Origin of the sequence: Kribbella pittospori (genome assembly GCF_004331465.1) — a bacterium.
GTDB classification, from domain to species: Bacteria; Actinomycetota; Actinomycetes; order Propionibacteriales; family Kribbellaceae; genus Kribbella; species Kribbella pittospori.
On the sequence record NZ_SJKB01000001.1, the window covers coordinates 589,595 to 612,933 of the forward strand.

Consider the following 23,339-nt stretch of genomic DNA (forward strand, 5'->3'; position numbering starts at 1 on the left):
GCCGGAGGCTATCGTCGGAGGATGACGTCAGAGCTCCAACGGTTGGTTGATGCTCTCGGCCACAAGATCCGTCGCAACGTGAGCGTCGACGATGCCTGGATGCGTCAACTGGCCTTCTCCTCGCACGAGTACGGCCCTGTCGACCCGCTGCGCCAGCAGTCGATCTTCCAGCAACGCGACGTACGTCCGGAGGTGCTGGCCTGGACGCAGGCGGCCGGAGCGCGGACCGCGGTGGAGCCGTTCCGGCCGCCGCTCGATGCACGGATCGGTTGCACCCATCAACGATTGGTGGTCCCGATCCGGTGGCAGGGCGCGCTGGTCGGATACATCTGGATCGTCGAGGGGGAGACCGAGCTCACCGCGGAAGAGCTCAAGACCGTTTCCCAGACGACCGAGACGCTGGCTGCCGCCCTGCATCGAGACCAACTGGCAGAGGAGTTCAGCCAGAGCAGGGTTCGCGACCTTGCCCACGAGTTGCTACTGGCCGGCGACCTGGCTGCCCGCCGGCACGCCGCGGCCGACCTCGTCGACGCCGACTACTTCGTGGCATCCGAACCAGTGTGCGTTGTGGTGGTCACGCTCGCCCCGGATGGTCGCGGACTGTCCGAGCGTGAGCGCGACGTACTCAGTGGATGGCTCGATCGCACCGGTCGGCGGCTGAGCGATCGTCGGCACATCGGGCTGGTCCGGCGAGAGCATGGCCTTCTGCTGCTCTCCGACAAGGACCCGATGTTCGGCGGCACGGAGAAGGTCGCGCTGGTGGGCGAGTTGCTGTCGAGCATCCTGGCGGATCTGCCCGACAGTGATCCGTACGCCGGTATCGGCAGCGTGGCCGGCGATCTGACCGATGCGCACAGCTCGTACGAGACGGCGCAACGAGCAGCCCGGGTGGCTCGCGTCATGGCAGGCCCGGATCGCGTGATGTCCCACGAGGAGCTCGGCGTCTACGGACTGCTCACCAGGATCCCGAGTCGTGAACTCGACGAGACCTGCGTGCCGCCCGGCCTGCTCCAGTTGATCGGATCAGGTCCGAAGGGCGCCCAACTGGTCGACACCCTCGAAGCGTTCCTGGAGAACGCGGGTGACGTCCAGGCGACGGCGGAGCAACTGTTCGTGCATCGCACCACGCTGTACTACCGGCTCCAGCGGATCGAAGAACTGACCGGCGCGCACCTGTCCAACGGGGAGGACCGCCTCGTGTACCACCTGGGCCTCAAGATCGCCCGGCTGATCGGCCTGAGGAAGTAGCTACAGGAGAAGGAGAGCGGGCTGCCGCTTTCCGACGACGGGAGAATGCCTGGCCCACGACCATCCCTCTAGCGTGAACGCGTGACGCGATTCGGGAGGCCGCGATGCTGGTACTGACTGCGACGGACGTACGGGCGGCGTTCCCGATGGGCGACGCGGTGGAGTTGATGCGCTCGGCGATGGCCGCGCATGGCAGGGGAGAGGTGTTCCAGCCTCCTCGCGTGGTGCTGGACCCGCCGGCGTTCGATGGGTCTGTGTGGCTCAAGCCCGCCTCTGTTGAAGGAGGCGTCGGGCTCAAGGTGCTGACGATCGTTCCTGGGAACCAGCAGCGTGGCCTGGAGACGATCCAGGCGTTCGTCGCTCTGCTCGACCCCGTGACCGGCGTACTGCTGGCGCTGCTGGAGGGCGGAGTGGTGACAGAGCTTCGAACGGCTGCGACCTCGGGCGCTGCCACCGATCTGCTGGCAAACCCGGACGCGGGTGACCTCGCCATCATCGGCGCCGGAGTACAGGCTCGGAGCCACCTGCTCGCGATGGCTGAGGTCCGCAAACTCCGGCGCGTCCGCGTGTGGAACCGGACCGAGCAACGAGCGCTCGAGTTCGTTCGCTGGGCCGAGGCTGGCGGCTTCGAGGTCGAGATCTGCGACAGCGTGCAGTCTGCCGTGGACGGAGCGGACCTCGTCTGCAGCGTCACGTCGTCGACGGATCCCTTGATCGACGGGGACTGGATCTCCCCGGGCACTCACCTCAACGCGGTCGGCGCCTTCCACCGGGAGGGTCGCGAACTCTGCACGAACCTGGTGCAGAAGGTGGACGTCTTCGCTGTCGACAGCCGCGAAGGTGCCTTCGCCAATGCGGGCGACATGCTGATACCACTCGACGAGGGTGCGCTCGCCGGCCCGTTCGATCCACCCGAGGTCGGTGAGCTGCTCGTCGGCACTCGGGCCGGGCGGACGGCGACAGACCAGATCACGGTGTTCGAGTCCTTGGGACTGGCGATCCAAGACGTCGCGGCTGCAGCATCGATCGTCGCGCTCGTGCAGCGTGAGGGCATCGGCGTCGTGATCGACTTTCCCTGACAGGAGCCGGTCGTGACCAAGGAAGTCACCGTGGTCGGGGGCGGGGCCATCGGTCTCGCCACCGCCTACTATCTCGCCCAAGCCGGCGCGGCGGTACGGGTGATCGAAGCCCGTCGGATCGGCAGCGGAGCCTCGTGGGGCAACAGCGGCTGGATCGCCCCCTCGTTCGCCGCGCCGATCCCGGCCAGGGGCCTGGTGAGCTACACGTTGAGGTCCCTGTCGGATCCCGCATCTCCGATCTACTTCGCCCTGCGTGCGGACCCCGACTTCATCCGCTGGGCGTGGAGGTGCTGGCGCCACTGCAACGATGACGCCTTCCAGCGCGGAATGCGGGCTACGGCACAGTTGGGCGAGAAGACCCACGCCCTGTACGCCGAACTCGTCGCCGCCAGAATCGACTTCGGCATCGAGCGCGCGGGGATCCTGATGGTGGCCCGCGAGGCCGAAGCGCTCGAGGGTGATCTCGATCGGCTGAAGATGCTGGCGAGGTACGGGTATCCGTTGCCCGAGGCAATCTTGACCGAGGACGAGCTGCACAAGGCCGAGCCGCTGCTGTCGGACGAGGTGTCGGCGGGGTTCGTGATCGAAGGAGAGGCGCACGTCGACCCGGCGAGGATCAGCCGTGGCTTCGCGGACGCCCTCGACGCCGAGATCCTCGAGGGCACCGAGGTTGCCGGAATCGAACACCGCAACGGGCGAGCGACCGCACTGCGCACGTCCTCGGGACGGTTCGAGGTCGAGAACGTCGTACTCGCTGCCGGAGCCTGGACCGAACCTCTCCCGCGGATGCTCGGCGTCAAGCTGCTGATGCAGGCCGGCAAGGGCTACAGCTTCTCCATCCGTCCCCGGATCCAGCCGCGCAGGCCGATTCACTTCGGTGAGTCGAAGGTGGTCGTCACGCCGCTGTCCGACGGCAAGACGCGCGTCTCCGGGACGATGGAACTGAGCGGCCTCAACCTGCGGCTCGACGAACGCCGCATCCACGCCATCAAAGCAGGAGCGCGCAGGTACCTCGCGGACTGGCCCGACGGCACCGTCGAGGACGAGTGGGTCGGGATGAGACCCCTCGCCGCCGACGGCCTGCCCATCCTGGGACGCGTGCCCGGGTTCGAGAACGTCTATCTCGCGACAGGCCACTCGATGTCAGGCATCACCCTGGCTCCGGCGACCGGTCTGTACATGTCCGAGCTGATCATGACCGGTCGTACGCCGGGCGTGCTGAAGCCGTTCGAACCCGGTCGCGTCATCCGCCCCTGACGCAACAAGTCCACCCGGGCACCCTCAGGCGCCACGGGTGGACTCGTCAGCTGGTGCTCAGACGTCGTAGTACAGCTCGAACTCGTGTGGGTGGGGGCGGAGCTGGATCGGGGCGATTTCCTGCTCGCGCTTGAGGTCGATCCAGGTCTCGATCAGGTCCTCGGTGAAGACGTCGCCTTCGAGCAGGAAGGCGTGGTCGGCCTCGAGGGCGTCGATCACGGCCGGGAGCGAGGTGGGCACCTGCGGGATGCTCGCGTGCTCCTCCGGCGGGAGCTCGTAGAGGTCCTTGTCGACCGGGTCGATCGGCTCGATCTTGTTCCGGATGCCGTCCAGGCCGGCCAGCAGCTGGGCCGCGAAGGCCAGGTACGGGTTCGCCGACGGGTCGGGGCAGCGGAACTCGATCCGCTTCGCCTTCGGGTTGGAACCGGTGATAGGGATCCGGATGCAGGCCGAGCGGTTGCGCTGCGAGTAGACCAGGTTGACCGGCGCCTCGAAGCCCGGCACCAGCCGGTGGTAGGAGTTCACCGTCGGGTTGGTGAAGGCCAGCAGCGACGGGGCGTGCTTGAGCAGGCCGCCGATGTACCAGCGGGCCACGTCGGACAGGCCGCCGTACCCGGACTCGTCGTAGAACAGCGCGTCGCCGCCGGAGAACAGCGACTGGTGGCAGTGCATGCCGGAGCCGTTGTCACCGAAGATCGGCTTGGGCATGAAGGTCGCGGTCTTGCCGGCCGCCCAGGCGGTGTTCTTGACGATGTACTTGAACTTCTGCAGGTTGTCCGCGGTCTTCAGCAGCTCGTCGAAGCGGAAGTTGATCTCCGCCTGACCCGCCGTACCGACCTCGTGGTGCGCGCGCTCGACCAGCAGGCCGGACCGCTCCAGGGCCAGCGTGATGTCGTCGCGCAGGTCGCCGAAGTGGTCGGTCGGCGCGACCGGGAAGTAGCCACCCTTGTAGCGGACCTTGTAGCCGCGGTTGCCGCCGTCCTCGACCCGACCGGTGTTCCAGGCGCCGGCGACCGAGTCGATCGAGTAGTAGCCGGAGTTCGCCTTGGTCTCGAACCGGACGTCGTCGAAGACGTAGAACTCGGCCTCGGGCGCGAAGAACGCGGTGTCGGCGATGCCGGTCGACTTCAGGTACTCCTGCGCCTTGCGGGCGATGTTGCGCGGGTCGCGGCTGTACGCCTCGCCGGTCAGCGGGTCGTGCACGAAGAAGTTGATGGCCAGCGTCTTGGTGCCGCGGTACTCGTCGACGAAGGCGGAGGTCGGGTCGGGCAGCAGCTTCATGTCGGACTCGTGGATCTGCTGGAACCCGCGTACCGACGACCCGTCGAACATCAGGCCCTCTTCGAAGACCTCGGGTCCGAACGACGACACCGGGACGGTGAAGTGCTGCATGATGCCCGGCAGGTCGCAGAACCGGACGTCGATGATCTCGACGCCCTCGTCCTTGACGTAGGCGAGCAGCTCCTCAGCGCTGGAAAACATACGTACTCCTCGGGGTGGCTCAGAGATTCATCTGAACGTAGGGCCTGCCGATTACTCGGCCGTGACCCCAATGTTTCGCGGATGTTACGCCCAGCGTGTCCGCGCTGACCCACTGGTGTACGGCGGTGACGGCCTGAGATCTCCCGGTCCGCTGTGTCCCGGCCCGGACCGCTTCCGTAGGCTAGCCATCATGGCATCATCCGCGCAGCCGGGCACAGGACCCTCCGAGGAATTCCGGTTCCCGGGGAACCGGCTGGGACTCCCGGCCACCGGACCGGGCTCGGTCGCGGGCTGGGGCCGCCGCATCCTGGCGCTGCTGCTGGACTGGCTGATCGCCGGGCTGATCGCGTCCGCGATCACGTCGAAGCCCATCTGGGCGGGCGGCAACGACTTCGGGACCGCGCAACTGGTCACCTTCTTCGCCATCACCGCGATCCTGACCGGGCTGGCCGGCGGCACCATCGGTCACCGTGTGTGCGGGATGCGGGTGATCCCGATCCGCGGCACCACCAGTTACACGACGCAACCGGGGCTCCTGGCCGGCGTCATCCGCGCGTTCCTGATCTGCCTGCTGATCCCGGCCGTCGTCTACGACCGCGACCGCCGCGGCCTCCACGATCGCGCCGCGAACACCGCCGTCGTACTGCGGTAGTCAGCGCCGGGTGAGCCGGAGCTGGACGTCGTCCAGGTAGCCGGTGCGGAAGCCGGCCTCGGAGTACGCGAGGTAGAACTCCCACATCCGGCGGAAGGTGTCGTCGAAGCCGAGATCGGCGATGGCCGGCCAGCGTTCGATGAAGCGGTTCCGCCAGATCCGCAGGGTCCGCGCGTAGTCGGCACCGAGGTGCCGGAGCACCTCGAGACGCATTCCGGTGTGCCGCGTGGTGATGTCGTCGATCACCTTGATCGAGGGGATCAGGCCGCCGGGGAAGATGTACTTCTGCACCCAGGTGAACGTGTTCCGGGTGGCCAGCATCCGCTCGTGCGGCATCACGATCGCCTGGACGACGGCGACCCCACCGGGCGCGAGCCGCCGCTCGATCGCGTCGAAGTAGACCGGCCAGTACTTCTCGCCGACCGCCTCGATCATCTCCACGCTCAGTACGGCGTCGAACTCGCCGATCTGATCCCGGTAGTCACGCAACGCGACCTGCACCCGGTCGCCCACGCCGGCGTCCGCGATCCGGCGCTGAGCCATCAACGCCTGCTGCGACGCGATCGTGATCGCGGTGACCCAGGCACCACGCTGCGCGGCGCGGATCGCCAGGCTGGCCCAGCCGCACCCGATGTCGAGCACCCGCGATCCGGACACCACCCCGGCCGCGTCGAGGATCGCGTCGAGCTTGTTCAGCTGCGCCTGCGTGAGTTCGTCGTACGACGCTGTCGCCAGGTCAGCTGCAGCGGCGGGGCCGAAGTACGCCGCCGAGTAGGTCAAGGTGGGGTCGAGGAACTCGGAGAACATCGAGTTGCTGAGGTCGTAGTGGCGGCTGACGTTCTCACGGGCGCCGGCCCGGTCGTTCTCCTGGTCGCCCGGCTGGGACCGGGTCACCAGCCAGCGCAGCGACTGTGCCCATCTGGGCAGCAGGTGCCGGGTCTCCTCGTTGCTGAACCGCTCTGCGAACGGGACGAGCAGATCGGACAGGTCGGTGCCCGGCTCGGGATCCCAGTCGCCGGCCAGATAGGCCTCACCGAATCCGGACCCGGCGTCGTGACCCAGCCGGTCCAGGAACGCGGCGCTGCGGTGCACCCGCATCGCCGGCCCGCCGAGGCCGTAGGACCTGTTCTCGAGGTGGATCGTGGCCGGCAGGTCCCTGGCGATCAGACGGAGCGCGGCCAGCGCGCCGGCCCGGCGTACCGGGTTCGACCGAGGGCGGGCCAGCGTCGGCCACGTCTCGGTCACCGGCTGATGCACAACCGGCAGGAGATCCGTCATGATCGTCAACCTCGTGTCCTCGATCCGTCCTGGTCGCACCTTAAGGCCCAACCTCCGCCCCACGACGCGACACGAAGGCACACTCGTGCCACGTCACGGACAGATCAACTGATGAGCGGCCGCCGGGTTACCCCGGCATCTCGCTCGTCGCCCCCCAGCGCCGAGTCAGCGGCCCTTCATGGCCTGCCTGGCGCCCTTGAGGCTGGTCGGCACCGGGCCCTTCGGCATCGGCACCTGCGGGCGGACGGCGTCCAGCGCCTTCAGCCGCTGCAGCAGGTCGGTGATCTCCGACGGCTGGAGCGCCTGGGGCAGCTTCATCACGTGCTTGGTGAGCTTGCGGATGTCGATCTCGTCCTCGCCCTGCCCGGCCACGATCTGGATCACCGGCGCGCCACCGGCCACCCGGTTGTGCTTCTTGCCCTCGGCGGCGAGCAGGTTCTTCACCCGGCTCGCCTGCCCCTCGCCAACCAGCACGATGCCGGGACGGCCGACGACCCGGTGCACGATGTCGGCGTTCTTGGTGACCGCCACGGCGGGCGTCACGGTCCAGCCACGACGCAGGGTCTGCAGCGCGGACGCGGCCGCACCCGCCTGGCCCTCGATCTGGCTGTACGCCGCCTTCTCGACCCTGCGGCCGAAGATGATCGTGGCGGCGAGGAAGCCGAGCGCGACACCCAGCGGGATCCACACCATCAGCGGCCCGACCAGCAGACCGACCACCACGAAGACGGCGACGACGCCCAGGAAGATCCCGGCGAGCACCAGTCCGATCGTCGGGTCGGACTTCCTGGTCATCTTGTACGCCGAGGCGATCTGCTTCAGCCGACCGGTCTTCTTCTCTTCGGGCGCGTCGTTCTTGGCCATCTCTCCCGGATCCCTGTGTTTAAGCGGTCTGTTCCGCGGCGTTCATCCGCGACTCCACAGCCTGACGGTACAGCCGACCGGCCCGGTACGACGAACGCACGAGGGGTCCGGACATGACTCCGGCGAAACCGATCGCCTCGGCCTCGCCCTGCAGTTCCACGAACTCCTCGGGCCGGACCCACCGCTCGACCGGGTGGTGCCGCACCGAGGGGCGCAGGTACTGGGTGATGGTGATGATCTCGCAGCCGGCGGCGTGCAGGTCGCGCAGCGCCTGGCTGACCTCGTCCCGGGTCTCGCCCATGCCGAGGATCAGGTTCGACTTGGTCACCAGGCCGTAGTCGCGGGCCTGGGTGATGACGTCCAGCGAGCGCTCGTAGCGGAAGCCCGGCCGGATCCGGCGGAAGATCCGCGGCACCGTCTCGACGTTGTGCGCGAACACCTCGGGCCGCGACGAGAACACCTCGGCCAGCTGCTCGGGAACCGCGTTGAAGTCGGGCGCGAGCATCTCGACGCCGGTGCCCGGGTTCAGCTCGTGGATCTGGCGGATCGTCTCGGCGTACAGCCAGGCGCCGCCGTCGTCCAGGTCGTCGCGGGCGACGCCGGTCACGGTTGCGTAGCGCAGGCCCATGGTCCGGACCGACTCGGCGACCCGGCGCGGCTCGTCCCGGTCCAGCGCCTCCGGCTTGCCGGTGTCGATCTGGCAGAAGTCGCAGCGGCGGGTGCATTGGTCACCGCCGATGAGGAACGTGGCCTCGCGGTCTTCCCAGCACTCGAAGATGTTCGGGCAGCCGGCTTCCTGACACACGGTGTGCAGCTGCTCGGACTTCACCAGCTTCTGCAGTGCCTGGTACTCCGGGCCCATCTTGGCCCTGGTCTTGATCCAGTCGGGTTTGCGCTCGATCGGGGTCTCCGCGTTGCGCACCTCGAGCCTGAGTAGCTTCCGTCCTTCTGGGGCGATCGTCACGACTCCAAGGGTACGCGGCCCTGGTCAGGGGTGATCCACCCGTAGGCTGATGGGCTATGGCCACGCTTGAACTGGGTACGACGTCCGCGGCCGCCGAACCGGGGACACCACCCGGCACCGGGACGACTGTCCGGGGCTGGGTGCGGCCCGGTCCGACCGCGGCGCAGCGGCGTGCCGACGTACTGCTGGGCCTCGGGATGGCCGTCGCCGCGGTGATCGGCACCGAGTTGGCGCGGGGCGCCTCGTCGACCCACGTGGATCTCGGGATCGGCGGAGTCGAGGCGTACGTGCTGAGTGCGGCGGTCTCTCTGCCGCTGTGCTTCCGCCGCCGGTTCCCGATCCCGGTGCTGCTGGCGGTCGCGGCGCTGTTCGTGGTCACGGGGGAGCGGGCGACCTTCGCCTTCGCCAGCAACCTCACCACCCAGGCGTCGCTGTTCATGGCCATCTACGCGGCCGTCGCCTGGTCCCGGGACCGGCGGCTGATGAAGGCGGCGGTCGCGGTCGTCTTCATCGGGATGTTCGGCTGGCTGGCGATCAACTTCGTCAGAGCCCTGCGCAACAACGAGATCGAGGGCCCGAACCACGCGCTGCTCTCGCCGTACGTCTCCAGCGTGATCCTCACCGTCGCGCTGAACATCCTCTACTTCTTCGGCGCCTATTTCTGGGGCCGGACCGCGTGGGGCACCGCTCGGCAGCGCCATGAACTCGAGCAGCAGGCCACCGAGCTCGCCGTTCAGCAGGAGGCGAACTCCCGCCGCGCCGTGATCGACGAGCGGCTGCGGATCTCCCGCGAGCTGCACGACGTCGTCGCGCACCACATCAGCAGCATCGGCGTGCAGGCCGGCGGCGCCCGGCGGGTGATGGACTCCGACCCCGACGCGGCCAAGAACGCGCTGAGCGTGATCGAGAACTCCAGCCGTACGGCGGTCAACGAGATGCGCCAGCTCCTCGGCATGCTCCGCGCCGCGGACCCGGACGTCGACCTGGAGACGCCGGCTGCCAAGGCGCCGCAGGCGGGCGCCGATCGGCTCCCGGCGCTGATTGCGGATGTGAACGGCGAGGGCCTGTCGGTCGGCTTCCACCAGATCGGCCAGCCGGTCCAGCTGCCCGAGACGGTCTCGGTGTCGGTCTACCGGATCGCCCAGGAAGCGCTGACCAACGTACGGCGGCACTCGACGGCGCGGAGTGCTCACATCACGCTGCGTTATCTTGGTGACTCGGTCGAGCTCGAGGTGATCGACGACGGCAGGCCCAAGCACGCCCCGGTCGGCAGCCGGCTCGGCCATGTCGGGATCCGTGAGAGGGTCGGTCTGCTCGGCGGCGAGACCGAGATCGGGCCGCGCGCAACAGCAGCCGGTGGCTTCCGGGTCCGGGTTCGGATCCCGCTCGACCCGCAGAACCGCCCGCTGCAAGGAGGAGACCAGGGATGACCGACCCAGGCATGACCGACGCGGTGACCGAGCCGATGCGCGTCCTGCTGGTGGACGACCAGGACCTGGTCCGGGCCGGGTTCCGGATGATCCTGTCGGTCGAGCCGGAGATCGAGGTGGTCGGCGAGGCCTCCGACGGGGAGAAGGCGATCGAGCTCGCGCTGGCGCTGCGGCCGGACGTCGTACTGATGGATGTCCAGATGCCCGGCATGGACGGGATCACCGCGACCCAGCGGATCGTCGCGGCGGACGCGGGCAAGGTCGTCATCCTGACGACGTTCGACCGGGACGACTACCTGTTCGAGTCGCTCGGCGCCGGGGCCAGCGGGTTCCTGCTCAAGAACACGGCGCCCGAGGACCTGGTCGACGCGATCCAGGTCGTGCACTCCGGTCATGCGCTGCTCGCGCCCGAGGTGACCCGTCGGGTCATCAAGCGGTTCACCGGTGGCGGCGAGCGGGTCTACCGCCCGGACCTGCTGGAGGACCTGACCGAGCGCGAGCGTGAGGTGCTCGGCCTGATCGCCCGCGGCCTGACCAACACCGAGATCGCCAACCAGTTGTACGTCGGCGAGGCCACGGTCAAGACCCACGTCTCCCGCGTGCTGCTCAAGCTCGGCTTGCGCGACCGCGTCCAGGCCGTCGTCTTCGCCTACGAGTGCGGCTTGGTCACCCCTGGCGACGACCCGACCGGCTGACCGGCGACCACGGCGACCAGCGAGCAGACGGCGGCGGTCACGACGACGACGGCCGGTACGCCGATCTGCTCGGCCGTCAGCGGGACGACCGCGAGGACGGCGGCAGCGCAGAGAATCAGCGCGGGATGGATCACCCGGTCCACCTCGATCGGCTTGTGCACGGCCCAGAGCAGCACGATGAACGCGGCAGCAGGCACCGAGACCGAGTAGCCGACCGTCACGGGGGAGACCTCCATCTCGTGACCCGTCTGGACGGCCACCTCCAGACCGGCGCCCAGCGCGGCCAGCGAGGCGAAGACGCCGTAGTGGCCGTAGCCCCACCGGTACGACTGGTTGCGCCGCTGGCTGAGGCACTCTCCGGCCGGGTGCTGGAAGTAGAACCACCAGAGCGCGAAGAGCAGCACCAGACCGGCCGCTGCGACGACCAGGAGCGAGCCGCTGAACTCACCGGCGGCGAGCGCGTTCTGCACGCCTCTGGTCGTCGCCAGCACGCTCTCGCCGAGCAGGATCAGCGTGAACAGTCCGTACCGTTCGGCAATGTGGTGCGGGTGCCAGTTGGTCGGGTAGGTGCGCTCGGCCCAGCGCGGCACGGACATTTCGAGCACGACCAGCACCAGGAACACCGGCGGATTGGGGCCGCCGGTCAGCAGCAGACTCAGCAGCCACCCCACTTGTGCCACCGAGATCCCGATTGCGTAGCGGAGCGCCGTACGCCGACGGGTCGGGTCCTCGGCGGCCGCGCGCAGCCACTGGGCCACCAGCGCAAGCCGCATGATCACGTAGCCGAGCGCCACCCAGCGGAAGTCCGAATGCGTCGCCGCCTCCGGTATGCCGGCCGCGATGACCAGGACACCGCCCATCTGCACCATCGTCAGCAGCCGGTACGCGACGTCGTCGATGGCGTACGAGGAGGCGAACCAGGTGAAGTTCATCCAGGCCCACCAGATCGCGAAGAACACCTCGAGGAACGGCACCACCCCGTCGGCGAGATGACCGCTCTCGATGCTGTGCGCCAGTTCGGCGGTGGCTGCGGCGACCGCGACCACCAGGGTCAGGTCGAACAGCAGCTCCAGCGGACTGGCCGTGCGGTGTGGCTCGTCGACGGCGCGGGCCGTCATCCGGGCTCTGAGCGGGGTGCGTTCTGCGGGCAAGGTCGGCTCCTTGTCGGTCCGGTCACCAACTGAGACAGGACAGTGTCTCGAACTGTGACCGCCCGCACTGTCACAACCGCGGTGGGTGCCCTGTCTTAGCTGGCGACAGGAGTGCGACCAGCGCACCAGGAGCACGAGAGGCGAACCATGAAGATCGTGGTGATCGGCGGTACCGGACTGATCGGCTCGAAGCTGGTCCGGCGATTCGAGGCGGACGGTCACGAGGCGATCGCGGCCTCACCGAACACCGGAGTGAACACGCTGACCGGCGAGGGACTGGCCGAGGTACTGGCCGGCGCCGCCGTGGTGGTCGACGTGTCGAACTCACCGTCGTTCGAGGACACCGCCGTGATGAAGTTCTTCGAAACGTCCACGACCAACCTGCTCGAGGCCGAGGCCGCCGCCGGGGTCGGGCACCATGTCGCCGTGTCGATCGTAGGCACCGAGCGGCTCCCCACCAACGGGTACTTCCGGGCCAAGATCGCGCAGGAGCAACTGATCGAGAAGGGTGGCATCCCGTTCTCGCTGGTGCACGCGACGCAGTTCTTCGAGTTCACCAACGCGATCGCGGGCACCGCCACCGACGAGGCAGGCAAGGTCCACATGGCACCGGTGAGCTACCAGCCGATCGCCGGTGACGATGTCGCGGACCAGGTCGCCCGGACCGCGGTCGGCGAGCCGCTGAACGGCCGCCGGGACATCGCCGGACCGGACCGATACCGGATGGACGAGTTCTTCCGGATGGCGCTGCCCGACCGCGAGGTGGTGACCGACGACCACGCGACGTACTTCGGCAGCGAACTGCTCGAGGACAGTCTGGTCCCGATCGATGACGTGACGCTGGGTCAGTTCCACTATCCCGAGTGGGCGGAGGCGCATCGATGAGCTCAGGCGACTTCCTGGAGGGACTGGAGAGCGAGGTCGAGACCGACCTGGCCATGGCCCAGGCGGGTGCTCCCGCGGCCGACTCTCCGCCGAGTGAGTGGCTGGTGGACCCGGAAGAGGTCGAGGTCGAGCAGACTGAGTACACCAGTCTGCTCGGCGCGATCCAGGCGCTCGAAACCGACCGGACGGATCCGGGCGAGACCCCCACCGGACTCGACGACACGGTGCGGGGGCCATGGGAGGAGTGACGGTGGCGGACGACCTCGACTCGGCCCTGGAGGTGTTCGAGGGCGTTCGCCCACGGCTGTTCGGGATCGCCTATCGGATGCTGGGGAGCGCCACCGAGGCCGAGGACCTGGTCCAGGACGTGTGGCTGCGGTGGCAGGCGGCTGACCGCAGTACGGTCACCAATCCGGCGGCGTACCTGGCGACGGCGACGACCCGGCTGGCGATCAACGCGGCCCAGTCGGCCCGGGTCCGCCGGGAGACGTACGTCGGGCCGTGGCTGCCCGAGCCGGTCAACACCAGTGCGGACCCGTACCTCGGTGCGGAGCGCGCTGACGCGCTGGAGTTCGCCGTACTGCTGCTGCTGGAGCGCCTGTCACCCAACGAGCGGGCGGCCTACGTACTGCGGGAGGCGTTCGACTACCCGTATCCGCAGATCGCCGAGATCCTGCAACTCAACGAACCGGCGGTCCGCCAGCTCGTCAGCCGCGCCCGCAAGCACGTCACCGGCGAACGTCGTACTCCGGTGGACAGCGCCGAACAGCGCAAGCTCCTCAGCGCCTTCGTGACCGCGGCGAGGTCGGGCGACCTCGCCGAGCTCGAGGAGTTGTTCGCCCCGGACGTGACGAGCGTGTCCGACGGCGGAGGGATCCGCAGTGCCTCCAAGATCCCGGTGCATGGCGCGCAGACGGTGGCGAAGTACTTCCGCTCGTTCAAGGACCGCTTCTGGGTCGGGGTCGAGGTGGAGCTGTCGACCGTCAACGGACAGCCCGCCGCACTGCTGCGGCAGGACGGCAAGATCCTTGCGGTGCTGACCCTGGTCGCCACCAGCGAGGGCATCGAGCAGCTCATGTGGGTGATGAATCCGGCCAAGCTCGGACGCGTGGGGTGATGGAGTCCGTCGTACGACGCTTCGCGGCGGCCTGTGCGGCGGAGGACCAGGAGGCCGTGCGGGAGGTGCTGGCCGCGGACGTCGTACTGGTCAGCGACGGCGGCGGCCGGGTCCTCGCGCCGCTGCGCCCGATCCGCGGCCCGATCGAGACCGCGCGGATCGTTGTCACGCTGATGTCGGCCGCTGTGCTGTCGATCGAGGAGATCAACGGCCGTCCCGGCGTCGTCCTGCGCCGGGGCGGCCGGGTCGAGGCTGTTGCCTCACTCGAGGTGACCGGGTCCGTCATCACCCGGATCTGGGTCGTACTGAATCCGGACAAGCTGGCGCACTGGCTGGCGGCTGATCCGTCCCGCGGATGACACCGCCGATCACCCTGGCGGCCGACGTGCCCACACGCCTGTCCTGACTAGCGTTGGAACCGCTCCCGCGGTGGGAGCGACCGGCGTGCGCCCGGTCAGGGGGCCGACGTGATGGGAAGCGGTGACGGATGCTGAGGGTGGCTGGGCTCACTCGGCGGTTCGGGGATCAGCTCGCGCTGGACGACGTGACATTCGACGTCGTGCCGGGACGGATGACCGGATTCGTCGGGGCGAACGGAGCCGGGAAGACGACGGCGATGCGGATCATCCTCGGCGTGCTGGCGGCGACCGCCGGCGAGGTCCGGTGGAACGACGCGCCGCTGACCCAGGAGGTACGGCGGGACTTCGGGTACATGCCGGAGGAGCGCGGGCTGTACCCGAAGATGAAGATCCGCGACCAACTGGTGTTCTTCGGCCGGCTGCACGGCCTGTCCGCGGATCGGGCGGAGGAGCGCACCGACAAGCTGCTCGAACGACTCGGGCTGGCTGAGCGGGCGACCGACGCACTCGAGACGCTGTCGCTGGGCAACCAGCAGCGCGTGCAGATCGCGGCCGCGCTGGTGCACGAGCCGATCGCGCTGGTTCTGGACGAGCCGTTCAGCGGTCTCGACCCGCTCGCGGTCGACACGATGGTGGACCTTCTCCGCGAGGAGGTGACACCGGAGGTGCCGGTGCTGTTCTCGAGCCACCAGCTCGACCTGGTCGAGCGGCTCTGCGACGACCTCATCGTCTTGTCCCGCGGCAAGGTTGTCGCGGCCGGCCCGGTGGCCGACTTGGCGGCCGGCGCGGGTACGACGTACCGGCTTGTGGTCGAAGGTGACGCGGGCTGGCTGCGCGACATCCCGGGCATCCAGGTCCGGGACGTGGCCGGCGGTACGGCGCTGTTCGACGTCGAGACCGACGGGGTAGGGCAACAGATTCTGCAGCAGGCGATCACGCGCGGGCCGGTGCTCGAGTTCGGGCCGGAGCGGGTGGCGTTGAGCGACATCTTCCGGGAGGCGACCCGATGAACGACCGATCCCTGGACCGTCCGTGGATGCTGATCGCCGAGCGCGAGATCACCACCAAGCTGCGGGACAAGACCTTCATCGGCTCAACCGTGGTGATGTTGTTCATCGTCATGGTCGCCGTGATCCTGCCGGCGGTGCTCGCCGGCCGCGGCGGCGCGGACAAGATCGCGGTGGTCGACGACGCCGGCGCGAAGGTCGTCCAGCAGGCGTCCACCACCAAGGGCGGTGACGGCTTCGAGGTGGTCCGGGCCGCGGATCGTCCGGCCGCCGAGCAGCTGGTGACCGACGGCGACGCGAAGGTGGCGCTGCTGCCGAACGCCGACGGGTACGTCGTCCTCGGCAAGGACCGGGTCGACTCCGGGCTCGAGGGCGCGTTGCGTGAAGCGGCGTCGGCCGTCGGGATGGAGAAGAATGCGGCCGGGGCGGGACTGACGCCGACCGAACTGCGCGCCGGTACGAATGTGCAGCTGGAGCTGCTCAAGCCGGGTCCGTTGCCGGACATCGTGTCCGACTTCGTCAACATCGGCCTGGCGCTGGTGTTCTACATGACCGCGCTCGGCTTCGGCATGATGATCGCGCAGAGCGTCGTCCAGGAGAAGGAGAGCCGGGTCGTCGAGATCCTGGCCGCCGCGGTACCGATCCGGTCGCTGCTGTGGGGCAAGGTGCTCGGCAACACCGTGCTGGCGTTGTCCCAGATCGTGGTGATCGCGGCCGCGTCGCTGATCGGGTTGCTGGCCACCGACCAGGCCGACATCCTCGAGGTGGTCGCTCCGGTGGCCGGCTGGTTCGTGGTCTTCTTCGTGCTCGGGTTCGTCGCGCTGGCCGGGCTGTGGGCGGTCGCGGGATCACTGGCGACGCGGCAGGAGGACCTCGGGTCGACCACCCTGCCCGGGCAGATGATCCTGATGATCCCGTTCTTCTTCTCGGTGTTCGCCGGATCATCGGCCAAGACGGTGGCGTCGTTCATCCCGATCGCGTCGTCGATGGCGATGCCGGGCCGGATGCTGACCGAGGACGTACCGCTGTGGCAGCCACTGCTGGCGATCGTGATCCTGCTCGCCGGGACCGTCCTGATCGTCCGCCTCGGCGCTCGTCTCTACGAGCGCACCCTGCTCCAAACCGGCCGCCGCCTCGGCTACCGAGAGGCTCTGGCTATCAAGGCGAACTGACCTATCGTTGCAGCCGGGGCCGACGTTACATAGTCAGTCCCGGCTGTGACGAAACCGCAACACTCGGAAACTGTGAGCTGTGCGTTGACCTGGACTACGGTCTCAACGCATGAACGTCGAGCTGCGCCACCTGCGGGTGGTGGTCCTGGTGGCAGAAGCGGGGTCCGTCGGACGGGCCGCCCGCTGGCTGAAGGTCAGCCAGCCGAGCCTGACCGCGCAGCTGAAACGCATCGAGGCCGCGTTCGGCGGTGAGCTGTTCGAGCGCTCCCGCACCGGCGTCACCCCCACCGCACTCGGCCGGTACGCCGTCGACCGCGCCCGCGCCATCCTGGTCGACGTCGACCACCTGTCCGCCACTGTCTCGGCGATGACGGCGGTCGAGTCCAGCGCCGTACGGCTGGGCGGATTTCCGACCGCCCCCATGTCCGGCATCGCCTCGCGACTGCGCGACCACGGCGAGATCGAGCAGGTGAGCATCGAGGTCGAGTGGTCCACCAGCGTGCTGCTGCAGCAGCTGGAGAGCGGACGGCTCGACTTCGCGCTGCTGCGCGAGTTCCCAGGCTTCGAACTGCGGCTGCCGAGCGGCGTCGAGGCGACCACAGTCGTCGAATCGGAATCGGCGTACGTCGTGATGTCCGCCGACCACCCGCTGGCGGTGGGGTCGCGGCACCGCGGTGAGATCGAGCTCGCCGCGTTGTGCGACGAGGAGTGGATCGGGGAGCCGCCGGACGACAGCGGCTTCCACGTGCTGTTTCGGGCGGCCTGCGAGGAGGCCGGATTCCAGCCGAAGGTCGAGCACCATTCGGTCGACACCTCGGTACTGATGGGGTTCGTCACCAGCGGTCAGGGTGTCGCGCTGGTCTCACCGACGTCGTACCGGATGCTCTCCACCGACGTCACCACCCGCACCCTCACCGGCGACCCGATCCACCGCCGCCTGCTGCTCGCCTGGAGCACGGAATCTCCACGCGCCCAGATGGCACCGGACGTCCACGAAATGGCCGCCTTGGCGTACGAACAAGCCTTCACCGAACACGCCCGCCGAGACCAACACCAACGCATGCACGTCGCGTAGTCCGGTCAGCTCTCACCAGCCGCCCGGCTGTTGGCTAGGCCCCAGCGGCTCGAATCTGCCCCGGCCCATCGACAACCGGCGGATTCTCGAAAGCACTGATGAAGAACTCCCCAGTGTCCTCGGGGTCATCCATCCGCTCCCGATACTGAGACCCCACCTGCTCCCGAACCCCAGGAACCGGCGTAACCCCCTGCTCCCGAACCTCCGGCACCGGCGGCGTCCCCACCCGCTCACCCGTACCTGCAGCCACCCCACCCTGTCCCTGAGGCCCAACTGCCTGCCCACCCGACGCCTGCGGCCCGGCCGGATTCGTCTCCTCGCCGCCCGCCTCAGGCGCACTCGCCTGGCCTTCCCCCTTTACCGCCGACTCAGCCGCCCCCGACGGCCCACCCGACCCCCCAGCTGCCTGCGCTCCAGCCGCCCCAGCCGCCTGTGCCCCGGCCGCTCCTCCCGCCGCCGGTCCACTCGGTGTCTGCGGTCCCGCCGGCTTCGACTCTTCCGACCGTTCCTCGGCCTCCGCCTCCTGCGCCGGCACCTGCTGCGTCTCCTGCTCAGCCTCGTCCACGGGCGCCGCCTGCTCAGGCTTGCTCGCGGGTGCCTCAGGTTCCTGCACCGCAGACGCCGGCGCCTGCTGGGTCTCCTGCTGCTCAGACGTGGGCGCCTGCTGCGTGGCCTGCTCTGCTTCCTGCACGGGGACCTGCTGTGTCTCCTGCTCGGCCGCGTCGGCTGCCGACGCACTAGCGCTCGTCGGGACCTGCGTCACCTGCTCGTCCTCGGCCACCGGTTGCTGCGACGTCTCCGGCCCCGGCTGCTGCGACACGACGGCCGCCGCCGCCGCGACCTCAGGCTGCTTCTCCTGCGGGGCTTCCGCGGTTGGCACCTGCGTGGTCTCGTCGCGATCGGTCGGCACGAGCTCCGTGTCGTCATCGGATTCGTTGCCCTCGGCATCGTTGTCCCAGCCGCGGAACTGCGCCGTGTTGTCCGCCGTACCAGCGGCCGGGAACTGCGCGGTCTGCTCATCCGCCTGACTCCGCGGCCGCACCGGCTCCGAGGCGTCGTCGAACAGGTCGTCGAACCGGCTCCGGCTCTCGTACGTCCCGGCGTACTGCCCGGGATAGGTGCTCCCGGCAACCGGATACAGAGCAGCCGCGTCCGCCTCCTGCTGCGCCTGCACGGCCTCCTGCTCCTGCTGCAGCCGCTCGGCCTCCGCGCGCTCCCGCTTCCGGCGCTGCGCACTCTGCACGATCAGCTGGATCCCGTAGACGAGCGAGATCACGGCAAGGATCGGTACGACGCCGTTCAGCGTGTACTGCTTCGAGCCGTCGATCATCCCGCTGGTGACCCCGGGGACGTCGTTCAGGAAGTTCGTCGTCCGGTTCGGGATCCACAGCCAGCAGTAGATCAGCGTGCCGAACGCGAGGAACGCACCGAGCGCGCCCGCGCCGGAGAAGTACGACACGACGGTCCAGAAGATGAGCGCGCCGATGCCGTAGGCAAGCGCCATCTCCTTCGCATTCAGCTCGATGCCGCCGGGCGCCGCGAGAACTCCGAACACAGCCGGGCCGGCCAGCGCAACGGCCACTCCGAGCAAGAAACCGAGAAACTTGGACACACCCCCAAGGTAGCGACGTTTTGCCGTCACACCCCGCAGACACTTCGGCACGTACAGAAGGGCAAACGCTTGCGGCAGAAGGCAGCGGCCACCTCGCGTGACCTAGGCTGAGCGCCTGTGGAGCGACCGAACATCGTGGTGATCCTGTCCGACGAGCACACCGGTTCCGCAGCGGGTTGGGCCGGTCACCCGCAGATACAGACGCCGCAGCTCGACCGGCTGGCGGCGCAGAGCGTCTCGTTCGACCGCGCCTACACGAACAGTCCGATGTGCGTGCCGTCGCGGTTGTCACTGATGACGGGCCGGTATGTGCACCAGATCGGGGCTTGGGACAACGGTGTCATCCCCGGACCGGACTTCCGCTCGTGGGGACACCATCTGCACGACTACCAGACGGTGATCGCGGGCCGCACGCACTTCAACGGCCCGGATCGCCTGCTGGGCTTCGACCGCCGCCTGACCGACGATCTCGACTTCTGGATCGACCACAGCGGTCGCCCACCTCGTCGTACGGCGGAGTGGCGGCGACCCACCAATTCACACGTGACCGAGTACGGCGCTGGTGAGCACGTCCACACCCGTCACGACGTCGAGGCCACTGACGCGGCGCTCGACTTCCTCCGCGATCCCGGCGAGGAGCCGTACCTGCTCTATGTCGGCTACATGCATCCACACTTCCCGCTGATCGCACCACCGGAGTTCCGCGACCTCTACGACCCGGCCGACGTTGAGCTTCCGCCCGCTCCGTCCGAAGACCAGCATCCGGTGATCTCGCTGCTGCGCCAGGGTTTCCGCAACGACGAGCCGATCACCGAGGAACAGGCACGTGAGGCCACCACTTGCTACTGGGCGTTGATCAGCCATCTCGACCACCAGATCGGGCGGCTGCTGGCGGCGGTCCCCGACGACACGGTCGTCATCTACATCAGCGACCACGGGGAGATGGCCGGTCATCACGGGATCTGGCAGAAGCAGTGCTTCTACGAACCCGCTGTCCACATCCCGTTCCTGCTTCGCCACCCCGCACTTCACCCGGCGCGGACCACGGCCCCGGTGAGCCTGATCGACGTACTCCCGACGCTCAGGGCGATCGCCGGTCTGGCTCCCGACCCGACCTTGCCGGGCACCAACCTGCTGGGTCCCGTCCCGACCGACCGTCCGATCCTCTCGGAGTACCACGCCCAGGGCATGATCAACGCGGGCTACATGCTGAAGTCCGGCCCCTGGAAGTACTGCTACTACGGGCCCACCGACCCGCCGCAGCTCTTCGACCTCGACGCTGATCCGTTGGAACTGCACGATCTGGCCGGCCGTCGACCCGACATGGTCGCCGGACTCGACGCCGCTCTCAGAGCGATCCTCGACCCCGATCAGACCAACGACCGCGCGCAAGCCGAGCAGGCAGCCCGAGCCAACTGAACGGTCGTCCGTGCAGGCAGTGACGTCAGACGCTCAGGCCGTACGTGATGGCCGTAGGCGGTTCCTCGATGTGGTTGATGTCTGGTGAGCGCTCGTACTCTTCCCACGCCAGCATCCGGTCCAGGTGCCGCCGGATCGGCTCGACCACCTCGGTGACCGTGACGTCACGGCCGAGCTCCTTCGACAGGGTGGTGACGTCGGCGTCCGAGATCCCGCACGGCACGATCCGGTCGAACCACGTCAGGTCGTTGTCGCAGTTCAAGGCGAACCCGTGCATCGTCACGCCCTGTGCGACCCGGATCCCGATCGCGGCGATCTTCCGCTCCCGGCCACGGTCGTCGGCCGCCACCCAGACCCCGCTACGGCCCTTGACCCGACCGGTTTTCACCCCGAGCTCGGCGCAGACCGCGATCAGCGCCTCCTCCAGCCGGCGGACGTAGTCCACGACGTACACATGTGAGGCCAGCTTCACGATCGGGTAGCCCACCAGCTGCCCGGGACCGTGCCAGGTGATCTTCCCGCCGCGGTCCACATCGACCACCGGCGTCCCGTCCAGCGGCCGCTCCTGCGGCTCGGTCCGCTTGCCTGCCGTGTACACCGGTGGGTGCTCGAGCAGGATGACCGTGTCCGATCCGGTGCCCTCGGCAACGTCCGAATGCAGGCGTCGCTGCTCGGCCCACGCAGTCTCGTAGTCAACCGCGTCGGCGCCGAACCCGGCCTCCACATACTTGATAGCCCTCACGTGTTCGAGTGTATGCGTCCCTGATTCCCGCCGTTCGCCGCTGTCCACAGGCCGCCCCGATCAAGCCGTCGTACGGCGGCCGCCGGGGTGTGCTGTGGATAACTTCCGGGGGCGTGGTCGCGATTCGTGCACTCTCTTGGGCATGGACCTCGACGACATCGCCGGCTACAGCCTGCGCCGGAAGCTCGGGTCCGGATCAGCCGGCAGCGTCTGGCAGGTCCGCGACCTGGCCTCCGGCCGCAACGCCGTGCTCAAACGCATCCCCGTCAGTGCGATCACAGACCTGGAGGAGCTTCGTGAACAACTCTTCATCCTGCAACGCGTCAATCATCCCCATCTCGCGCGTCTCCTGGAGGTCCGCGAGACCGAATCCGAGTGGCTCCTGTTCACCCAGTACGTCGCGGCCGGCACCCTCACCAGCCTGCTCGGCCGCCGTGGCGCCCTGTCCACCGGCGAACTGGTCACCCTCCTCAGCCCCCTGGCGGAAGCTCTCGACCACCTCCATCGCTCCGGCCTCACCCACGGCCGAGTCACGGCGCCGAACGTCATGTTCGACTCCGCCGGCCGCCCCGTCCTCACCGACCCCGTCATCCATCCCCACCTCAACCCGGCGGCCAGCTCCCCAACGCCCACCGACGACCTCACCGCTCTGACCCACCTCGCCCATCAGTCCGGCGGCAGCCCTGCCCTCTTCCCACCCACGCTGTTCACCACCGGAGGGACCCGCGACCTGCTGGCCCTCGACGCCCCGGCCCCCATCGACCTCGCCTTCCCCGAGCCGGAGAACGGCCCGGACACCACCAAGCCACCCACGGACGACGATGACCCCGTCCAACGCTCCCGAGGTCCACTGACCCCATCCCCACCCGATGAGTCAGCAACCGAATCCGTGCAACCAGCCGGTCCTCAACTCACCCCACCCAAGCCCGTTCCACGCCTCCCCAAACCCTCTCGCCGCCCCACGTCCCGTCGCCCAAGACTCAGCCGCCGGACCGCCGCCGCACCCACCAACCCCCTCGACCGCCTAGCGCCCAGACAACCCACCTCCGAGCCGCCTGCTCCACCTTCCTCGACACCAACCACCAACGCGTCCGGCCTGCCTTCGTCAGGACGCCGAAGGCCACGCCGCCGCGTCTGGCGCCGGAGACACACGTTCTGGCGACGCAGGTTTCCCCACCCGGCGTACGGCGTACTGGCCGCGGCAGGACTCGGCGCCGCGGTCGTACTCGTCCTCGGCGTACTCACCGTCAGTGCACTCGACAACCAACCCACCCCAACGGCTGCCACAGACCCAGCCACACCCTCACCCCAACAGACCCCAACCCCAGCAGCGGCGCAGCCCTCAACCCCAGCACCGGCGCAGCCCTCAACTCCAGCGCCTTCGCAGACCCCGACCACGCCGCCGGCAACGCCGTTGCACTCGCCACGGCCGGCTGAGACAGCGGACTGGGTGCGGACTCTGCAAGCGCTGGATGCCCGACGAGCACAGGCGTTCTGGGCTCTGGAGCCGAGCCTTCTCGACAAGATCTACGTACCAGGGAGCAAACCGTGGACCACCGACCGCGCCCTCATCGTGGCCTACAGCAAGCAACAACTCCGGGTCCAGGGACTCCGCATCCGCATCGACTCCACCACCGTGGAGCGCAGCACAATGACGAGTGTCACGCTCCGGACCGTCGACCACCTGATCGCCGGCAGTCTCGTGGACCGTCACGGCACCAGCACCCCACTACCGCCGGCCACGCCCACGACAAGGCTCATCACCCTCGCCACGAGCCCCGGCACACCCGCGTGGCGAATAGCCACCATCACCAACGTCTGACGACGACGGCGCACGCGACCGGGGGCCGT

22 protein-coding genes are annotated in these 23,339 nt (G+C 68.6%); 15 read left to right on the forward strand and 7 right to left on the reverse strand.

Annotated features, from left to right (window positions below):
• Positions 1 to 21 precede the first annotated feature (21 nt).
• From E0H73_RS02730 to E0H73_RS02740, 3 genes are all read left to right on the forward strand, one after another.
• Positions 22 to 1,248, forward strand: coding sequence for a PucR family transcriptional regulator (locus E0H73_RS02730; protein ID WP_131350668.1), 1,227 nt, complete (start codon positions 22 to 24; stop codon positions 1,246 to 1,248).
• Positions 1,249 to 1,352: 104 nt separating this feature from the next.
• The gene (locus tag E0H73_RS02735; protein WP_131350671.1) at positions 1,353 to 2,327 is read left to right on the forward strand and encodes an ornithine cyclodeaminase family protein; all 975 of its coding nucleotides are present in this window, start codon (positions 1,353 to 1,355) and stop codon (positions 2,325 to 2,327) included.
• 12 nt (positions 2,328 to 2,339) lie between these two features.
• A complete protein-coding gene (locus E0H73_RS02740) occupies positions 2,340 to 3,584 on the forward strand; it encodes an NAD(P)/FAD-dependent oxidoreductase (RefSeq protein ID WP_131350674.1) in 1,245 nt (414 codons plus the stop codon).
• A gap of 57 nt (positions 3,585 to 3,641) precedes the next feature.
• On the opposite strand, the gene glnA is transcribed toward E0H73_RS02740, so the two are convergent.
• Positions 3,642 to 5,066: a type I glutamate--ammonia ligase gene (glnA, locus tag E0H73_RS02745; RefSeq protein WP_131350677.1), complete on the reverse strand. Its 1,425-nt coding sequence runs from the start codon at positions 5,064 to 5,066 to the stop codon at positions 3,642 to 3,644.
• A gap of 190 nt (positions 5,067 to 5,256) precedes the next feature.
• On the opposite strand from glnA, the gene E0H73_RS02750 reads away from it, so the two are divergent.
• Complete coding sequence (locus E0H73_RS02750; protein WP_131350680.1) at positions 5,257 to 5,718, forward strand: RDD family protein; 462 nt, start codon at positions 5,257 to 5,259, stop codon at positions 5,716 to 5,718.
• On the opposite strand, the gene E0H73_RS02755 is transcribed toward E0H73_RS02750, so the two are convergent.
• The 3 genes from E0H73_RS02755 to lipA form a co-directional block, all read right to left on the reverse strand.
• On the reverse strand, positions 5,719 to 6,996 hold the full coding sequence (locus E0H73_RS02755; protein ID WP_131350684.1) for an SAM-dependent methyltransferase: 1,278 nt from the start codon (positions 6,994 to 6,996) through the stop codon (positions 5,719 to 5,721).
• Between the two features lie 165 nt (positions 6,997 to 7,161).
• Positions 7,162 to 7,860 carry a DUF4191 domain-containing protein gene (locus tag E0H73_RS02760; RefSeq protein WP_131350687.1) on the reverse strand — a complete coding sequence of 233 codons (699 nt, stop codon included), beginning with the start codon at positions 7,858 to 7,860 and terminating at the stop codon, positions 7,162 to 7,164.
• Positions 7,861 to 7,879: 19 nt separating this feature from the next.
• Complete coding sequence (gene lipA, locus E0H73_RS02765) at positions 7,880 to 8,824, reverse strand: lipoyl synthase (protein ID WP_131350690.1); 945 nt, start codon at positions 8,822 to 8,824, stop codon at positions 7,880 to 7,882.
• Positions 8,825 to 8,880: 56 nt separating this feature from the next.
• On the opposite strand from lipA, the gene E0H73_RS02770 reads away from it, so the two are divergent.
• Together E0H73_RS02770 and E0H73_RS02775 are read left to right on the forward strand one after the other, a co-directional pair.
• Entirely contained in the window at positions 8,881 to 10,254 is a 1,374-nt protein-coding gene (locus E0H73_RS02770) for a sensor histidine kinase (RefSeq protein ID WP_131350693.1), read from the forward strand.
• An 11-nt stretch (positions 10,255 to 10,265) separates the two neighbouring features.
• Positions 10,266 to 10,949, forward strand: a complete 684-nt coding sequence (locus tag E0H73_RS02775; protein ID WP_131352494.1) for a response regulator — start codon at positions 10,266 to 10,268, stop codon at positions 10,947 to 10,949.
• Here E0H73_RS02775 and E0H73_RS02780 read toward each other — a convergent pair.
• The gene (locus E0H73_RS02780; protein ID WP_238163767.1) at positions 10,904 to 12,100 is read right to left on the reverse strand and encodes a low temperature requirement protein A; all 1,197 of its coding nucleotides are present in this window, start codon (positions 12,098 to 12,100) and stop codon (positions 10,904 to 10,906) included. The genes E0H73_RS02775 and E0H73_RS02780 overlap by 46 nt on opposite strands.
• Positions 12,101 to 12,247: 147 nt before the next feature.
• On the opposite strand from E0H73_RS02780, the gene E0H73_RS02785 reads away from it, so the two are divergent.
• The 7 genes from E0H73_RS02785 to E0H73_RS02815 all read left to right on the forward strand — a co-directional run bounded on the left by E0H73_RS02785 (position 12,248) and on the right by E0H73_RS02815 (position 17,715).
• Complete coding sequence (locus E0H73_RS02785; protein ID WP_131350696.1) at positions 12,248 to 12,985, forward strand: SDR family oxidoreductase; 738 nt, start codon at positions 12,248 to 12,250, stop codon at positions 12,983 to 12,985.
• A complete protein-coding gene (locus E0H73_RS02790; protein WP_131350699.1) occupies positions 12,982 to 13,233 on the forward strand; it encodes a hypothetical protein in 252 nt (83 codons plus the stop codon). Before E0H73_RS02785 ends, E0H73_RS02790 begins: the two co-directional genes overlap by 4 nt.
• Positions 13,234 to 13,235: 2 nt before the next feature.
• Positions 13,236 to 14,102: an RNA polymerase sigma-70 factor gene (locus tag E0H73_RS02795; protein ID WP_238163768.1), complete on the forward strand. Its 867-nt coding sequence runs from the start codon at positions 13,236 to 13,238 to the stop codon at positions 14,100 to 14,102.
• Positions 14,102 to 14,461, forward strand: coding sequence for a sigma-70 family RNA polymerase sigma factor family protein (locus E0H73_RS02800; protein ID WP_238163769.1), 360 nt, complete (start codon positions 14,102 to 14,104; stop codon positions 14,459 to 14,461). The genes E0H73_RS02795 and E0H73_RS02800 overlap by 1 nt, the downstream gene beginning before the upstream one ends.
• A 128-nt stretch (positions 14,462 to 14,589) precedes the next feature.
• The gene (locus E0H73_RS02805; RefSeq protein WP_131350708.1) at positions 14,590 to 15,471 is read left to right on the forward strand and encodes an ABC transporter ATP-binding protein; all 882 of its coding nucleotides are present in this window, start codon (positions 14,590 to 14,592) and stop codon (positions 15,469 to 15,471) included.
• Positions 15,468 to 16,640 carry an ABC transporter permease gene (locus E0H73_RS02810; protein ID WP_131350711.1) on the forward strand — a complete coding sequence of 391 codons (1,173 nt, stop codon included), beginning with the start codon at positions 15,468 to 15,470 and terminating at the stop codon, positions 16,638 to 16,640. Before E0H73_RS02805 ends, E0H73_RS02810 begins: the two co-directional genes overlap by 4 nt.
• Before the next feature lie 109 nt (positions 16,641 to 16,749).
• A complete protein-coding gene (locus E0H73_RS02815) occupies positions 16,750 to 17,715 on the forward strand; it encodes a LysR family transcriptional regulator (RefSeq protein WP_131350714.1) in 966 nt (321 codons plus the stop codon).
• Between the two features lie 34 nt (positions 17,716 to 17,749).
• Here the strand turns inward: E0H73_RS02815 and E0H73_RS02820 are convergent, their stop codons facing one another.
• A complete protein-coding gene (locus tag E0H73_RS02820) occupies positions 17,750 to 19,327 on the reverse strand; it encodes an MGR2/ROMO1 family protein (protein ID WP_131350717.1) in 1,578 nt (525 codons plus the stop codon).
• 117 nt (positions 19,328 to 19,444) lie between these two features.
• On the opposite strand from E0H73_RS02820, the gene E0H73_RS02825 reads away from it, so the two are divergent.
• The gene (locus E0H73_RS02825) at positions 19,445 to 20,746 is read left to right on the forward strand and encodes a sulfatase-like hydrolase/transferase (RefSeq protein WP_131350720.1); all 1,302 of its coding nucleotides are present in this window, start codon (positions 19,445 to 19,447) and stop codon (positions 20,744 to 20,746) included.
• Positions 20,747 to 20,771: 25 nt separating this feature from the next.
• Here E0H73_RS02825 and lipB read toward each other — a convergent pair whose 3' ends face one another.
• Positions 20,772 to 21,488: a lipoyl(octanoyl) transferase LipB gene (lipB, locus tag E0H73_RS02830; RefSeq protein ID WP_131350723.1), complete on the reverse strand. Its 717-nt coding sequence runs from the start codon at positions 21,486 to 21,488 to the stop codon at positions 20,772 to 20,774.
• A 142-nt stretch (positions 21,489 to 21,630) separates the two neighbouring features.
• Between lipB and E0H73_RS02835 the strand changes: the two genes are divergently transcribed.
• Entirely contained in the window at positions 21,631 to 23,310 is a 1,680-nt protein-coding gene (locus tag E0H73_RS02835; RefSeq protein ID WP_131350726.1) for a protein kinase domain-containing protein, read from the forward strand.
• Positions 23,311 to 23,339 lie beyond the last annotated feature (29 nt).